General features: G+C 60.0%; 23 protein-coding genes. 6 read left to right on the top strand and 17 right to left on the bottom strand.

Features of this window, described 5'->3' with window-relative positions:
* Positions 1-153: 153 nt before the first annotated feature.
* Complete coding sequence (locus GNP00_RS01855) at positions 154-957, top strand: potassium channel family protein (RefSeq protein WP_011580517.1); 804 nt, start codon at positions 154-156, stop codon at positions 955-957.
* Between the two features lie 76 nt (positions 958-1,033).
* Positions 1,034-1,531: an NUDIX domain-containing protein gene (locus GNP00_RS01850; RefSeq protein WP_011580518.1), complete on the top strand. Its 498-nt coding sequence runs from the start codon at positions 1,034-1,036 to the stop codon at positions 1,529-1,531.
* Positions 1,532-1,886: 355 nt separating this feature from the next.
* Here GNP00_RS01850 and GNP00_RS01845 read toward each other — a convergent pair whose 3' ends face one another.
* The 16 genes from GNP00_RS01845 to GNP00_RS01775 form a co-directional block, all read right to left on the bottom strand.
* A complete protein-coding gene (locus GNP00_RS01845) occupies positions 1,887-3,017 on the bottom strand; it encodes a hypothetical protein (RefSeq protein WP_011580519.1) in 1,131 nt (376 codons plus the stop codon).
* Positions 3,005-3,274, bottom strand: a complete 270-nt coding sequence (locus tag GNP00_RS23090) for a hypothetical protein (RefSeq protein ID WP_011580520.1) — start codon at positions 3,272-3,274, stop codon at positions 3,005-3,007. The genes GNP00_RS01845 and GNP00_RS23090 overlap by 13 nt, the downstream gene beginning before the upstream one ends.
* Positions 3,271-3,621: a hypothetical protein gene (locus GNP00_RS01840; RefSeq protein WP_011580521.1), complete on the bottom strand. Its 351-nt coding sequence runs from the start codon at positions 3,619-3,621 to the stop codon at positions 3,271-3,273. Before GNP00_RS01840 ends, GNP00_RS23090 begins: the two co-directional genes overlap by 4 nt.
* Positions 3,618-3,839, bottom strand: a complete 222-nt coding sequence (locus GNP00_RS01835; protein WP_041544594.1) for a hypothetical protein — start codon at positions 3,837-3,839, stop codon at positions 3,618-3,620. Before GNP00_RS01835 ends, GNP00_RS01840 begins: the two co-directional genes overlap by 4 nt.
* A complete protein-coding gene (locus GNP00_RS01830) occupies positions 3,832-4,065 on the bottom strand; it encodes a hypothetical protein (protein ID WP_011580522.1) in 234 nt (77 codons plus the stop codon). Before GNP00_RS01830 ends, GNP00_RS01835 begins: the two co-directional genes overlap by 8 nt.
* The gene (locus tag GNP00_RS01825) at positions 4,058-5,251 is read right to left on the bottom strand and encodes a hypothetical protein (protein WP_011580523.1); all 1,194 of its coding nucleotides are present in this window, start codon (positions 5,249-5,251) and stop codon (positions 4,058-4,060) included. Before GNP00_RS01825 ends, GNP00_RS01830 begins: the two co-directional genes overlap by 8 nt.
* Positions 5,248-5,643 (bottom strand): HNH endonuclease, encoded by a 396-nt coding sequence (locus GNP00_RS01820; protein ID WP_011580524.1) that lies wholly within the window; start codon positions 5,641-5,643, stop codon positions 5,248-5,250. The genes GNP00_RS01825 and GNP00_RS01820 overlap by 4 nt, the downstream gene beginning before the upstream one ends.
* The gene (locus GNP00_RS23675) at positions 5,643-6,281 is read right to left on the bottom strand and encodes a DnaJ domain-containing protein (protein WP_011580525.1); all 639 of its coding nucleotides are present in this window, start codon (positions 6,279-6,281) and stop codon (positions 5,643-5,645) included. The genes GNP00_RS01820 and GNP00_RS23675 overlap by 1 nt, the downstream gene beginning before the upstream one ends.
* Complete coding sequence (locus GNP00_RS01810) at positions 6,278-7,423, bottom strand: recombinase RecT (protein ID WP_011580526.1); 1,146 nt, start codon at positions 7,421-7,423, stop codon at positions 6,278-6,280. Before GNP00_RS01810 ends, GNP00_RS23675 begins: the two co-directional genes overlap by 4 nt.
* Positions 7,424-7,425: 2 nt before the next feature.
* Positions 7,426-8,412: a PD-(D/E)XK nuclease-like domain-containing protein gene (locus GNP00_RS01805; protein WP_011580527.1), complete on the bottom strand. Its 987-nt coding sequence runs from the start codon at positions 8,410-8,412 to the stop codon at positions 7,426-7,428.
* Entirely contained in the window at positions 8,409-8,594 is a 186-nt protein-coding gene (locus GNP00_RS01800; RefSeq protein WP_041544595.1) for a hypothetical protein, read from the bottom strand. The genes GNP00_RS01805 and GNP00_RS01800 overlap by 4 nt, the downstream gene beginning before the upstream one ends.
* Before the next feature lie 78 nt (positions 8,595-8,672).
* Positions 8,673-9,020, bottom strand: coding sequence for a hypothetical protein (locus GNP00_RS01795; protein WP_041544596.1), 348 nt, complete (start codon positions 9,018-9,020; stop codon positions 8,673-8,675).
* On the bottom strand, positions 9,020-9,349 hold the full coding sequence (locus GNP00_RS01790) for a hypothetical protein (protein ID WP_157038037.1): 330 nt from the start codon (positions 9,347-9,349) through the stop codon (positions 9,020-9,022). Before GNP00_RS01790 ends, GNP00_RS01795 begins: the two co-directional genes overlap by 1 nt.
* 701 nt (positions 9,350-10,050) lie before the next feature.
* Positions 10,051-10,584 carry an ImmA/IrrE family metallo-endopeptidase gene (locus GNP00_RS01785; protein WP_011580530.1) on the bottom strand — a complete coding sequence of 178 codons (534 nt, stop codon included), beginning with the start codon at positions 10,582-10,584 and terminating at the stop codon, positions 10,051-10,053.
* Positions 10,581-10,991, bottom strand: a complete 411-nt coding sequence (locus GNP00_RS01780) for a hypothetical protein (RefSeq protein WP_011580531.1) — start codon at positions 10,989-10,991, stop codon at positions 10,581-10,583. The genes GNP00_RS01785 and GNP00_RS01780 overlap by 4 nt, the downstream gene beginning before the upstream one ends.
* Positions 10,992-11,002: 11 nt before the next feature.
* Positions 11,003-11,695, bottom strand: a complete 693-nt coding sequence (locus GNP00_RS01775; protein WP_011580532.1) for a S24 family peptidase — start codon at positions 11,693-11,695, stop codon at positions 11,003-11,005.
* An 85-nt stretch (positions 11,696-11,780) separates the two neighbouring features.
* Between GNP00_RS01775 and GNP00_RS01770 the strand changes: the two genes are divergently transcribed.
* On the top strand, positions 11,781-12,023 hold the full coding sequence (locus GNP00_RS01770) for a hypothetical protein (protein WP_011580533.1): 243 nt from the start codon (positions 11,781-11,783) through the stop codon (positions 12,021-12,023).
* Positions 12,024-12,025: 2 nt separating this feature from the next.
* Here GNP00_RS01770 and GNP00_RS01765 read toward each other — a convergent pair whose 3' ends face one another.
* Entirely contained in the window at positions 12,026-12,268 is a 243-nt protein-coding gene (locus GNP00_RS01765) for a hypothetical protein (RefSeq protein ID WP_157038038.1), read from the bottom strand.
* 196 nt (positions 12,269-12,464) lie between these two features.
* On the opposite strand from GNP00_RS01765, the gene GNP00_RS01760 reads away from it, so the two are divergent.
* The 3 genes from GNP00_RS01760 to GNP00_RS01750 all read left to right on the top strand — a co-directional run bounded on the left by GNP00_RS01760 (position 12,465) and on the right by GNP00_RS01750 (position 14,520).
* A complete protein-coding gene (locus tag GNP00_RS01760; protein ID WP_011580535.1) occupies positions 12,465-13,175 on the top strand; it encodes a hypothetical protein in 711 nt (236 codons plus the stop codon).
* Between the two features lie 377 nt (positions 13,176-13,552).
* Positions 13,553-13,993: a hypothetical protein gene (locus tag GNP00_RS01755; RefSeq protein ID WP_041544604.1), complete on the top strand. Its 441-nt coding sequence runs from the start codon at positions 13,553-13,555 to the stop codon at positions 13,991-13,993.
* The gene (locus GNP00_RS01750) at positions 13,990-14,520 is read left to right on the top strand and encodes a ribosome modulation factor (RefSeq protein ID WP_011580537.1); all 531 of its coding nucleotides are present in this window, start codon (positions 13,990-13,992) and stop codon (positions 14,518-14,520) included. The genes GNP00_RS01755 and GNP00_RS01750 overlap by 4 nt, the downstream gene beginning before the upstream one ends.
* The last annotated feature ends 93 nt before the right edge of the window (positions 14,521-14,613 follow it).

The raw sequence follows: 14,613 nt of genomic DNA, 5'->3' as shown, positions 1-14,613 counted from the left end.
GCTATGTCGGATTGTTCAGAGGCAAATTGCGTGCTGCATCCAAGGTGATCGCACGAATCGATCCGTTGTTCTGCATCGGTTTGGAACCCTTTGAGGTCTGAAAAGGGCCGTTTATTCATTGACAAGGAAAGTTGACTTGCCCGATTGAACACTATGGATGACCGCCCCGCCACAGAAACGCAGCGCCCCATCGGTATCGATGGCCTGCGGGATCGCCTCCGTCTGCTCTATCACGGCCGATCTCCACATGCTCTGCGCTTCCAATATTCCGTCATGGCAGTCGACCTGCTGATCGTTGCCTTCTTCATCGCCAGCCCGGTGATCCGTGAAGGGCCTTACTTCCTTTGGGTAGACTACTCCATCGCGGCGCTGCTGGCGCTCGACATCACGGCCCGCGCGATGGCTTCGAATGATATTCCGCGCTGGCTGCGGCAGCCGACGAGCATCGTCGATATCTTCATCATGCTGACCCTGCTCTTTCCGCTCTGGCTCGCGAATCTCGGATTTCTCCGCGTTTTGCGGCTGTGGTCTCTGTCACGCAGCGGTGTGTTCTGGCAGCCCCTGATCAGGCGCGGTTACGCCCAATGGCGCGAGGTCGTGCAGTCGGTCGTCAATCTGGTGACGTTTCTCTTTGTCGTAACGGGCTTTATCTACACCTTCTTCTTCCGCGAGGGCTCCGGCTTCACCGGCTATATCGATGCCCTCTATTTCACCGTTACGAGCATGACCACCACGGGCTACGGAGATATCCTTTTACCCGGCCCTTGGGGGAAGCTTACCGCGGTTGCAATCATGCTGGCCGGGGTCACGCTTTTCATTCGGCTGGGACAGGCGATTTTCCGGCCGCAAAAGGTATGGCATCCCTGTCCGCGCTGCGGTCTGCAACGGCATGATCCTGACGCGGTCCACTGCAAAGCCTGCGGTTATCTGCTGAAGATTCCGGATTCGGACGATTAGGGCCGGTTGGCGACTGGCGCTGAGCGCCACAGGGCCTGCTGCCCGATAGGCTGGCGCTAAAGGGTGAGAGCTCGAAATGACCGACCAAGTCTCTGACGAGGAATATTGTCTAAGATACAAGGAGACATGGGGGCCTGGTCCTCATGTTACCGCCGACGCAGTGGTTCTCTGCCGCGATGCGCGGGTCCTGCTTGTTCGCCGCGGCCGTCCGCCGGGGCAGGGCCTCTTGGCAATACCGGGTGGCTTCATCAATCTCGATGAGCGCCTTCTCGATGCAGCGCTTCGCGAATTGAAGGAAGAGACGGGCATCTCCGATGAGAAGGGCCTGTTATCGGATGAGACACTTCGAGCCGCGCTGCGGTCTAGCCAGGTCTTCGACGATCCGCACCGGTCGGGCCGTGGACGAATCATTACAAACGCATTTCTCTTCCGGCTGCCAGGCACCTCTGAACGCTACCGGGTGGCGGGATCCGATGACGCGGCTGACGCAGGCTGGTATTCGCCGAACGAGCTTGAGCCGCGGCAGATGTTTGAAGACCATTGGCACATCCTCAAGGCTTTGGGGGCGCTCTAAGGCATTTTGCAGCCTGGTGGATCACGTCGCACAGTTGCTGCGAAGGTTGGAGGGGCACACGCATAGCTGCGCATTCCCCGCCAAGCATCGATCGCGGCGACAGCGGCGGAGCTCACGAAAAATCTGGGGGAAGGCTGGGGAGAGGACGAAAGAAGTCAAAGCCGGATTGCCGGCTGGAGTTCCAGCTTTTTCGGAAGAACTTCATCTAAGTCACTGAAAAATGGCGCGAGTGACGGGGCTCGAACCCGCGACCTCCGGCGTGACAGGCCGAGAGGATAGCCAGCAAAAACAACAGGTTCCAAATTTCTGAGAGCAACGATTTGACCTTGGACAAACCGTGAAACTTGGAACGATTTCACCCTGTCTTTTTTCCCCTCAGTTTCTCTCGGCCAAGCTTCCGCGCCGCATCGGCCGCGCGCACCATTTCGACGTGCACAGGCACATATGTCTGTTCGAGCTTTTTCGATTGGCTGAGCGAGTTAGCAAGCTTGGCCGAAAGTGCTGTCCCCTCTACGCCTCCGGCCACGGCCTCGACCGATCCCGAGCGCCGGAAGTCCAGCATTTTCCGCGTATCACCGGGGAACTCGGCATTCCTGATATCCCGAAAATCCTCTGCGAAGCTGTTCTTGGTATAGGCAGCCCCGCGGCGGGTCCGAAAGATGCACATGCTTCCGATCGGCTCGGCCTCACCGAACTGCTTCTCCAAATACCAGTTCAGAAGTCTTTCCGTGCGGCGCGAAAGCGTAAGAACGGCATCGCGGCCTGTCTTTGCTCGACCAAGCTCGAACCATGTTCCCAGGTCATCCTGCTGGCGTTGGGCCAGCGTCAGTTTGCGTGCATCGACCGGGGCGACTGCGCCGTCCCACATGCAGGCAAGGGCGGCCGCGAGCCCGAGATACTTCATTCTAATCGCGCGCTTGACCAATCGGACGGCCTCGCCTTCCTTCCATGTCTCCCGGCGCCCTTTGGGCTCTGTGTTTCTAACCCCGAATGAGGGGTCGGCATCTGGAGTGCAATAGCGCATCGCCGCCATTACCTTCCAGAGCGCGCGCCAGATCTTCATGGCCCGGTGCGCCTCCCTGAGGCTTACCTGATCCTCGATCCCCTGCCTCCATTCCGATATCACCGGCATGGTGACCAGGAGGGGTGAGAAACGGCCGAACACGGGGCCGATATACTTCCAGCCGCGCTCCCAATCTTCCCGCGTTCTGACTGCCTTCTTGGCCCATTCCGGCGTTTGACGGTAAATGTCGAAGGCTTCTCCGATCGAGCCCGCCGGCCATTTCTGGATATCGGGAATGGCTGGGGCTGCCTGCGATAGGCGCGCGTCCCATGCCGTATTCAGCTTCTCTGCTTTCGCCCAGGCGGCGGGACCATCTGGTCCGCATGAAACCGGGTTGAACCCGAGAGAGCGCATGGCCTGGGTGGGTTGCCAATACCCGCGCCCCTTCTTCACGGTGTAGTAGCGGATTTTCACTTTGCCCATGCCCGTTCCCGAACTGACCGCAACATCGCAGCCTGAGCGGAAACCGGATCGTCCTCGGGAAGCAAGCCAGCCTTTTGATCAATCCATCTGTCCACAGCTTGCAAACAGAAGTTGCCGAGGATGGAATCTGGCTTTGGGAAGCCATCTGCCAAGAGGGCGGGCAGCTTTTCTCTAAAGGTTGCAACCGAAACGCCCAGCCGCCTTGCGACCTTCTGGGGCGGTATCATCCGCGGGTCGACAGGGAAACGGACGCTCATCCCCGCCCGTCCCCTTCTAGTGCGCGGCGGTCTGCCTTCAGGGGACGAATTGCGTTCGCTGCCTTTTCGAAGCACCATGCGGTGACGGCGTCATCCTTCTCGCCCTCAGGAGGGCGTTCCCATCCATCGGCTGGCCGCTTCGTCTCTGCCCGATCCCACATGGCTTGCGAGATTTCGAGGAGGTGCACCACCGCCCTTTCCAGGGTCTCATCGTCTAGCTCGCCGGGGGCGACGAGGCGGTAGCCTGCGGCGGCGAGTTCGTTGAGCACGGCGCTAGCGTATGTCTGGTCGCAGAACTGGTTGCACCTGACGACTGCCTGCTGAATGATTTCCCGTGCGCTCATCATCGCCCGCTCTCCTGTGCTTTGGCGCGGAGGGTGGCGAGCCGATTAGCGTCGTCGTCGCCCCACCATGCACCGTTGGCGGTATCCGCTTCGCCCCAAGTGCAAGGACCGCAGAGTTCCGTGGCACGAACCACCGGTTTCTCACCGCACACCTCACACTTGCGGTTCCAGACTGGCTCGAATGCTTCAAGGTTCTCGATCTCCGAATGCAGATCACCCATCGCAGCCCTCCATTTTGAGGGCGGCGCGGCCTGCTTCGGTGATAATCCACTGCCTTGACATCGCGCCGGACAGGCATTTAGCGAGTCCTCGTTCTTCAAGAGCGTGCAGGGTCGAGCGAGATCTAACCGCCTCAGGTAGCGGGCCGAGTAGATCCAATCCCCACTCCATGTAATCAAAAGGCATCGCCTTGAGCGCGCGCATCTGCGCTTCCGTCAGCCTACGCATCGCCACCTCCTGCCGTAGGGGCGGCGGGGAGAGTGTCGAGCGGCAACCAGTATCGCGGTTGCGTTGGGAAGGGGTTGAATCCCCAGTCGAAGCCTAAAAATCCCCATTTGCCGTATTCAAAGCGGCCCGATAATGGATGGTATCCTAGGCCCCAGGAAAGCAACACAGGTGTTCCGTCCTTCGGCGCGGTCTCCATCGGTTGCCACCCGCTCGGCATCTCCTGCTCCGGCTTGCCTGCCGGGATCGGCTCGCCCTCATAAAGCTCTTCGAGGTTGTCGAAGATTGCCGCTTCGAAATCATGGCGTAGACGCTCCTGCTTCTTGGCAAATTCCGCGAAGACCGCTTCGACCGGCTTGCCTGCCGTGAGGGCGGAGATAGCCTCGTTGTGCGCAAGTACGATTGCCGTAACCTGCTTGCCGTCAACTTCAGGACCCAGGTAAGCGACAAGTTCGCGGTCTTGAACGATGCTCCACCCCCGCATCGGTTCCGAACCATACCAGCGTTCGCGCCACTCCAGGGGCTTGACCTCCACCGGCCCGCTCGGCTGCGGGGCTGCATCGGGCATCATGCAGTCGTTGCATTCTTCTACGGTGCATTCCCCGCACTCGCAGGACTCATCGCCGCGAAGCAGGCCAGCTTCTATAAGCTCCCGCGTCGGCCTGCTCGGCTGCGGGACGTGATTTCGGCAATCCTTTTCTGCGTCGGCGTCTGTGATGGCCCACCATTTAGGGCACTGCCCCCTGGCGGCATCCGCCGCAGACATTGCTTTCTCTCGACCGCAATCTGGGCACAGGCGCTTTGCCAGGCTGCTGATCTCGTCGCGCGTTAGATCGTCCAGCGCCTCCACCGGCCCGCTCGGCTGCGGGGCGGGGTGGGCTGCTAACCTGTCCCGAGCAAGGCCGCGCGTTCTTGGATCATCTCCCCAAGCGCCATCTGCGACCTCCTGAAGATAATTCTCATCTTCTGGCGACAACTCCCCGGCATTGGCTTCCGCTCTGGCAAGGGCGGCGGCTTCGAGGGCCGTTCGCATTCCCTTCATCCCAAAGTTATACAGTTCAGGACGCGCCGCCTTTTCCGTATCGAAGTCCCGATATTGCTCCTCACCGTCACGAAATTGGCAAGCATCGCAAAATGCTCGGAACGCCGCCTCGACTTCCTTCTCGCTTATCTCTGAATTGCTCGTCATGAAATTACCTCGCCTGTCCGACGGTCTACGACCTCGCCGGTGATGAGCTTCTTGAACCTGGTGGATTTGGATCCTGGGATTGGCCGCGCCGACTTTTTCTTGCCGAGCAGATGGCGCTTGGCGTTGACCTTCACCTTCGCGCGCACCGTGGCCTCTGCCTTGGTCTTGCGTTTGTGGGCGTCTGCCGTGACGGCCTGCAGGTTGCTTTCGCGGTTTTCGCCGCCCAGCCATAGCGGCGTGATATGGTCGAACTCTGGCCGGTTCGCCGGCGAAAACTCCATGCCCGTCAGAGCGCAGCGATATCCCTGCCGGTCCAAGATGCGCAGTTTGCATGCGTCGGTGGGCTGGCTATCGTCGGTGCGGCCGACCCATTCAGAGACGGTGCGCGCCATCACGCCATCCCACGCACAGCTCTAAGAGCAGCATCCCGAGCGGCGTTCAATTCGGCCATGGCCGCAGCCGATCCGCCCGGCCGGTCAGGGTGAAACTCCACAGCGCGCTTGCGATACGCCGCTTGGATCTGGTCCTCGCTTGCGGTTGGCTCGACACCCAGCACTTTCCACCACAGTTGGCTTTCTGCCCCGCCAGGAGGAGGTAAGGCAGCAAAACCAGCAAACATCTCCCTGATGCTGGCAACCCCGTATCGCTCGATCGCGCGTGTCGCCTCGATGTGCTTGGCAATTGCGGCGATGTTGTCGGCAACGCGGGTATAGGTATCGCAGGGCAGGCAATGAGGTTCGCCCTTCAGGTCGAAGTAAAGCGCTACACCAGGATCGACCGGCTCCGGCTGACCGGAGCGCGGCAAGCCATCAAGGCGCGGCTCCAAGTTCGTCGATATAACTGGATAACGGGCGCCGATGCGGTCGAGCTCATCCTGAAGTCTGCCTAAGGCGTCGGCTACGCTTAGGCTCTTGGTCTCGTTCCAGCGGCCGTTGTGCTGCTTTTTGTTGAAACGACCGTACTGACGAGCGCTGGGTGAAGTGCGCGGCCGGCCGGTGGGCCACTGGAGGGGGTAGGCTGAAACGCTCACAGCAGCCCCTCCAAATACTTCATTGCCGCGTTGGCATTCAGTTCGCCCTTGGCAACCTTGTCGGCCGTCTGCAGGCAGGCCTTCACGAACTCCTGATCGTGGGGCAGTTCGACCTTCCAGGCGTCCTTGATCTTCCCGATCTGCTCGCGTCGGTCCTGAGGCGATTTGGTCACATCGCTCGCAGTGGTCAGGAACTTGTCCAAGCACTCACGCTTGAGCTCTTGCCTGACAGGATCGGAGGCCGGCGCCGACGGCTCACCATGAGCCGCCTTCTCAGTTGGGACAGTGGCGCCGGCCTCCTCATCGCCACCGGTATCGGCAGCGGAAGGGTTTGCGGCGGCATCCTGGGCTTGGGGGGCGGAGTCGGATGCCGCCGCGTCGTCGTCGGCGGGGGGAGCCGACGGTTTGTCATCGTTTTCCTCGAATTCAGCTTCGCCCTGATCACTGGCGAGCGTTTCCATCTCCCGGGTCACATGGGCCTGATTGAAACCCTCGCGCGTCTCTGAGGTTGCCTGCGGCTGCTGCTGAGCCTGAAGGCGCTGCATTACGGTGGGCGTCACGTCCTTGGCATTTTCTGGGCCGCGGAACTGCTCGGCCTCGTCCCGGTCATAGACGCCGAGGATTACTTCGGGGCAGTGGCGGCGCGCCCAGGAGCGGGCAGCGTAATAGCCGAGCTGCTGTTTCGGGTCGGTCTTCCAAAGCGGCGAGTTCTTCGGGTTAATCGAGCCCATGGGCGGGGTCTCATATTCGCACTCCTCACCGTCGAGAATGCCCACCACCTTGCAAACGAGCTGATCGCCCTCGCCGGAGTAGTGATACTTCAGCCGGCCCTTGATGCCCGATCGCGTGTTGACGACTGCCGCGATCAGCTGCGCCTCATAGGCGATCTGCCCATTGACTGAATAGGACTTGGAGGCGACCGCAAACGGGCTCATCTGCCATTCCAAGGCCTGGAGTGCCACGGCCATGCAGGCGCCGGCGTTCCCGCGCAGATGCTTCGGCAGAGCTATATCGGCCTTGCACATGACTTCGGCGAACCGGACAACCTCGCCGAGGTTCTGCGGTGCTATGCTCGATCCACCGGCTCCGGTGGCAATGCCGACCTGAGTTATGGACGCTTCACGAGTGGCGATCTGGTTCATGGTTATGCGGCCTCCGCATTGAGTTCGTTGTCAATCCGGGTCTTCGCCCAGGAAGGCATTTCGATGTACGAGATGTGCTGATCGAAGCCGTCATATCCGGGCCATTCCTGGCGCCGCAGGCACTCACGCAGGAGCTTCAGACCTTGCCGCGCCTGGCGCTCACCAATATCGATGTCAGCGTCCTTGAGCTGCATCACCCGCACGTCATAGGGCGGGGCCTTCTCGACAAAGACGAAGGTGAATGAGGTGAAGGCGTCGGGCCCAAGAATCTCCCGCACGATCACGCGCAGGAGACCGGCTTGGACGTGGTAGCCGTGGGCGAAGATGGCCCGCGACAGGGTTTCGTCATCGACCGATGCCGCGGTCTTCAGATCCACGAAGTCACCAGACGATATCGGGATTACATCGGGGCGGCTCTTCAGCCAGATATCCCGGTCCTTGTGAAAGATGGATCGCTCAATCTTGCCATTGAGGATACCAAGCCGGATTGCCTCTTTGCGCGAAAGCGCGTCGGCCATGTGCCGGATATGGGCAATATCGGTTTCGGTGATGACCGTCCGGCCGGCTTTCGCCTGCTGGGCAAGCCAGTCCTTGCACGACGTGGCGTTGCCGTTCCAAGGCTTCTCATCGCCCTTGCTGTCGGTGTAGGTCGCAGGGCGGAGGGAGTACTGTCCGGCAAAGCCATCCTCTCCCAAGAGAAGCATGTGAGCGGCCTTGCCGAAATCGAGCGCGGGCTTGCTCTCGGGCTCCTGGCTGCTTGGATTGTATGGGCTCGACCACCAATATTCGGCCGGCCGGCGCAACAGGGCGCGCAGGCCAGAGCTCGAAATTGAGAACCCGTCGAACAGGTCGGGGTCATGGTGATAACGCTCTATGTCGACGCCGGCATAGACGCCCGGCTCCGCGATCTTGCCGCCACGCCAGTACCGCTCGTTTCCGATACCGTCGACAAGGTTTCCGACGACATCGCCCAGGCTTTGCATCGTCATGCGAATTGCTCCTGCTGAAAGGCTTCCACCACGCGGATTGCCGCCTTGGCTTCAGCTTCAAATTGATCGCGGATGGCTGGTCTCAGTGCCTCAAACCGGCGCCGGGCTCGATCTGGATCACGCTCGCGGCTCCATGTCTGGTAGATCGCGAAGGCGGTTTCTGAGACCAAATCCGCCTGCATCACAGCGCCCCGAGATAGGCGCCGGCGACCAGTACGAATGCCGTCACGGCAATGAGGCTGGAAATGTCTTGGAGGAGGTCACGCATCGGAGCGGCCCTCCGCCTTGGCGATGGCGGCGTCTATGTTGTGCAGAAGCTCGGCTTGGATTGGGTATGGGTCCGATAATCCGCCATGATCTGCAACGCCGAACGTCTCAACGGCGACCGATGCTATGGCATCTCGAGCCGTCTTTAGAGACTCCAGCAGGACAGGCGCGGTGGCGATCAGGCGGGCGTTAGCGGCGTGCTTTGGGCCGTATGTGTGTGCAACCACGAACCCACCGTTTTCTGAATGGGGATCAGGTGAGAGAACGGCGCTTTCGTTGATGACGTGATGGCGCGGCTTCCAGTTCCACGGCCCCGGCGTGTGCTTCGCTTCGGTCGCCATCACGCAGCCCTCGCATGCCGCTGCTCGAACGCCTCGATGTGCGCGAGCTGCTGTTTGGCCGCGATGAGGCGATTTGCGTCGAACTTCCAATCACCGGCAGCCCGGCGGATTTCGTCGCGGGCAATGACCTTTTGCAGCCGCGCCTTCGCCGTGCTGACCGTAACGTCGGGCTTGAGGAGCGCAGTAGCTTCGATGGCCCAGAGAAACCGAGGGTAAGGGTTGGCTTCCTGCTCCCAGCCCCAGCGATGGACATCACGGAGCGTGGGTTCGGTGGTGAACGCGGTAAGCGCACGCGTCAGGCCGGCGGTGGTGATTGCGAGGGCGTTCATCTTCATCCCCATCAGTTCCCGGCAGATCGGCGGTCGCTTCTTCGTGCCGGCGGTGTTCGATGAAGAAGAAGATATCGGGAAAAAAACCGATATGCAACAGAAATCGGGAATAAAACCGAATAATGTTGACGAGCTTCGGGAATCGGACCTAAAAGAAAGCCCCGGCGGGATGATCCGACCGGGGCGAGAGCGCGGCAACAAAGTCGTGATTGTTATACCGTTACATAACTGCGGATGCAATCGAAATTGCTGCCTCTCGGCACTGAAATCGCAAAATCTTGTGTCTGCTCGGAGGTTCCCGGCAAGATGAAGCGGTCAAGGTGCCAAAGCGGCGGTCTTCACGGACGATTGCCCCGCCACGCCGATCATCCGGTGCATGAATTGCCCAAACGGTGCCGGTGCCGCGAATCGCCGGACGAAGCCAGACGGGGTTGATGGCCCGCCCGAGAATGGCCTTGCAAGCCACGGGATAACGACAGGACTGATGTGAAGACGAGTTGGACGGCGCGTACCTTAAGACCACCTGACCGGTGCGAGGATGCCGTCACAGCCCGGTAGGGTCCGGGAAAACAAAACTACCTGTCGGTTCAAATCGGCTTTACGGATGCTTGGTCGAGACGCGGATCTCGACAGGGCAGGGTGGCCTTCACAGGACCATCCTTTTCGAGGCTTATGGGTTTGTCTCAGTATGGAACTCCACGCTACAATTCCGCTGGTGCTCGATCTGGATCGTCTGCGAGTTGTCTCTCTAGCCGCAATGATTTGATGCGGTATTCCATAGCCGAACGCGACACATCGAACTTGCGGGCGAGACCTTCGATGGTGTTGTTGCCAGAGGCTATCTCTTGTTCGACAGTTTGCTTCGGCATCAGCAGCCGAGCCGCAAAATTGTTGGCCTGCACTTCGTGCCAATACTCGAGCGGTGCCGCAGTGTTTCTGTTTGCGGCCTCGTCAAAGAGGCGATCCAAGTGCTTTTGTTTTCGGAGCAAATCCCTGTGCATTAGAAAATGACCGAGCTCATGTGCGGCCGTGAACCGTTTTCGTTGAGGGCCCTCGTTCGCATTGACTGCAATCGTGCACGTCCAGCCGTCATACTCTATGTAGCCGGATTCGCCGGGAGGCATGTCTCGCTCGACATACGTGAGGCCGATGTCGCGGATGATCGCTTTTACATCGACCGGAGCGACAACCGCATACTTGCGGATAATTTCGTCCTCGACTTCGTAGCGTATCATGTCGGCTCTCTATCCAGGGTGCTGGCTGGTACTCTTTCTGTGAGATCGTCCGGATCTCCTAAAACGCTGTCGGTGCGATGTTGATCCGCTAGTTCCCGGCGCACCAGAGCCGGCAACTCCGATCGTACCAGATTCTCTGCGGTTTCGCGCGCGATCTTCTTCGCCAGCTCCCGCGCCTCGTCTTTAGCCGCTTCCGGAGCAGCGCGCCTGGCCACGCGATCAGCGACAATGGTGGCTACACCGAACCCGACCAAGCCCAACACGACGAGTGTAACCTCGACCGCTGTCATCGACATGGAGAGGGTGTCTAGGTCGACGTTTGATGCTCCCCCTTGGTTCCAAATATAGATTGCAAGCGAGATCCAGGCGACGTGGAGAAGACCGTTTACCACCCAAAGTATGGCCATTCCGGGTGCCCCTATGCTCTCAGCTTTAGCTGCCCTTGTATGCCGCCCTGCTTTTCAACGGATCTTCCGACACTTCGGAGTGCGCCTGGAGGGATGACGGCGAATATCTCACCGATCCATTCCAGGCGCACACCCTCAATTGGGCTCGCATTGTGGGAGAGCAGGTTCACCGTATCATCGGGGCCGCGCATGATCGTCTTGATGAAGCGTCGGCCGTCGCTGGTCCGCACGGCGGCTTCCTCCCCGTAAAACGAATGCAGCGGCTTCTTCTGCTCGCTATAGACGATGATCACGGCGCCATCCTTGTAGACCGGCAGCATTGAATCACCGCGGACTTTGAAGGCAATCATCTCGTCCGGGACTGAGAAGGGAACATCCACCTGGTCGAGCCCTTCCGGTGGCACTTGCTCATATTCTGGTTCGACCTCGGCGCCCGCTCCAAGATAGCCCATTATCGGAACAGTTCGGGAGCGAATACCCTCAGGGCCTCCCGTTAGTAGCCACTCTGCGCTGGTTTGCAGAACCGGAGCCAGCTTGGCGAGGGTGCGCGTCGAGACGCCTGCATCCTCTTTTCCCGACTTCACCGCACGCCGCATATCGCGGATAGCAGAGTCACTAAGGCCGGCCATTTTGGCTGCGCGCGACTCGGTGAGCCCGACTTCGGCAAGCCTTTCATCAATGCGTTCCAGAATGTCTCTCAGCATGCCGGTATTATTCCCGATTTAAGATCTAGAAGCATTCGGGAATAAAACCGTTGACATATTCGGGAAAAAGACCGAATATCGGCGTATGAACGATGTTTCGCACCTGATCTCGATCGCCGACGAATTCATGCGAGCCACCAGCACCAAGGAGGTGACGGTTAGCTTTTGGGTCTTCAACGACAGCAAGAAGCTCGCGGCACTGCGACGTGGAGCAGACATCACCGTTGGTCGCTATAACGCGGCGCTTCAGTGGTTCTCCGATCAATGGCCTGAGAATGCTGTCTGGCCGTCTGGGGTAGCGCGACCAGCAACGGAGCAGGCGGCATGATCTCAATGCGCTCCCCGGTGCAGGCTTTTGCGCAGCTCACGAAGCAGGGCGCGAGCGGAATCTTTGGTCATCGCCCATCGGCCGACAATCCGGCATTCGCCTCCATCATAGCCGACGATCTGAACTTCATCAAACGCGACCAGGCGCACATGGTCGCTGCCGAGTTCTATGCGAACGGCAGTGCAGAAAGGCGTTTGAACCGTCTCCGGTTCGGTAATCTTCGGCGGTTCGGCTTGCACAGCCATGGGGCACATTCCTCATGAAAAGCATCAATTCCCATCACCGCGCTAGCCCCCTTTGCGTGGTGCCGCGTCCTGGGGAGGCGAACTCCTCCCCGTCTCCCCAGGATCTTTATCCCGAAACCAGAAGCCAGTGGGCCTGGCGCGTGGTGTGTCTCGGCTGTGCCGCTTTCTGGCTCGTCGCCATCGTGTGGTGGGCAGCATGAATTCAGACGCTCTGGTGCATGACCGCCGCCATGTTGCGGCCAGTAGTGAGAGAACGCCCACCTTGGTCCAGGGCCAGCCGGCCGGCAGGGGGGATGGCAGGTCTCCGAACGGGGCTCGCCAGCATCGTGATAAAGCCCGGCCGGCGCGGGTATCGTGGACGGCAGAGGAAGACCGAATCCTTGCCGAGATGGCTGCAGAGGGGCGCACCGGCAGCGAAATCGGAGCGAGGCTCGACAGAAGCCGCAATTCCATCCTCGGCAGAGCAAACCGGCTCGGCATCCGTTTGATAACGCCGGGAACCGGCAACAAAAACGCCGAAAAAGGACACAGCAGCGTTGGCCGGAATGCCACGGTAAGGGCTTCCGCAGTGTTCAGGGGCGAAACACGCCGGCATTGGCAGCGTGAACCGCAGCCAGACGACAAGGCAGCTCTCCACGTCATCAGCAATGAGCAGAAGCTCATAGAGGAATTCATCGCCCGAAACGGCGTGCGTCGGTTCGATGCTGGGCAGACAACGGATCGCTATTCGATACAGAAGTTCCTCGAAGAGCGAGGTTACACGCTCAGCGGTTGGCAGGGGAAAATCAAGATCTCCAGCGGCCGCGGCCGGCCAAGGAAGCTGACCTGGGCTCAGGTGATCAAGCTCGTTGATGAGCTGCGCGCCGCGGAAGGTCTCCCGACATTCCTGAGGAGTGTCGACGCATGACGGCATTAGCCATGCTCCTAAGCGCGCTGGTTGGATCTGCCATTGGCTGGTTTGCGGGCTATGCCTGCGCCACGCTTCGGCATCATTGGCATCATGCCGGTCGAGAAGGGGCGCCAGTCCGGATTCCAGATGAATTCCTTCCTCGGCTTTCGCCCGAGGATTTGGCGCGGCGAGGGGGACTGTGATGCCCCACTCGCGCCCGCATATCCGAAGAGATCGAGTTGCGCATTCGCATGAGCTTGCCGGTTCCTTCGAGTGCGCATTCTCCATTCCTTTCCTTCCATTCGAGATTGAGCCGCTTCGGCTCTTTGGCCAGCACGGCGCTGGCTCAGTCGCCGACTTCGACCGTCACGAAGATAGCGAGCGAGAAATTCCAAATGACGGAAAAACAGGGGCGCGCCACGGAAATCTCACGGCGCGAGACGGAAATCATGCGTGCTGAGTTGATTGCCGATGAGATGGCGTCTGCCGTCCGCCTGCTGGGCGGCACGGGGACAGCCAAAGAACAGAACTGGAGGGCGGCCCGCGCCACCGGGCTCACGCAAACCATCATCGAGCGGCTTCGCTGGAAGAAGATCAAACGAATTCCAGCGGACATCGCAGACACCGTGCGCGAGGCCGTTCACCAGCACAACGAGGGAAGCCTGACCCGTGCCAAACATGAGCTCTTCATCGCGCAGCAGAAAAACGCCGTCCTCGCCGCGAAGCTTCGGGCGATCGATCCTGATCTTTACCGGGCAGAAATTGATCGCCTTGGGCGGCCGCTTTCAGGCCTGGGGCGCGATGCTGATTTTCCGAGCCGAAAGGACGCAACATGACTGATATCGGCCACAACAGCGAGTTGACAACTGAGCAGAAGAGCGCCTTGCGCATGCACCATGTGCGCCGGCTGCTTGAGCTTGAGGAGGAAATGCAGCCGCTCCGAGAACGCCGGAAACAGATCCGTGCCGAAGCTAAGGGCGACGGCTTCAAGCTTTCCGAGATCGATGCGGCGATCCGGCTCTCCACGATGGAAGACACGTCCATTTTCGTGGCCGAGATCAAGGAATTGATCGAGATTGCCAAGGCCTTCAACGCTCTGCCACCCGGTGAGCAAGGCGATCTGTTCCCCGACCGGCGCCCTGCTAACGAGCGCTGTTTCGATGAAGGCAAGGTCGCGGGCCTCGCCGGCAAGAACCCCGAGCCGCCTTACGGAGCCGATAGCAAGCAGGGCCAAGCCTGGATGAAGGGTTGGCACGAGGGTCAGCGCATCATGCGCGAAGAGCTCCAGGCCGCGATGGAAAAGCGGAACGCCATGAAGGCGGATGAGACCGAAGACGAGCCTTTCCCCGAAGCCGCCGAGTAAGCGCAATCATGTCCGTTCAAGCAAAATGGATGCTGGTGATTTGGGCCATGGCGATCCCGGCGATCGTCGGCTTCGTCGCCGTTCTGGTGGGGG

The sequence above is a fragment of the Chelativorans multitrophicus genome, from assembly GCF_011317445.1.
Taxonomy (GTDB): Bacteria; Pseudomonadota; Alphaproteobacteria; order Rhizobiales; family Rhizobiaceae; genus Chelativorans; species Chelativorans multitrophicus.
This window is presented reverse-complemented; position numbering and strand designations above follow the sequence as displayed.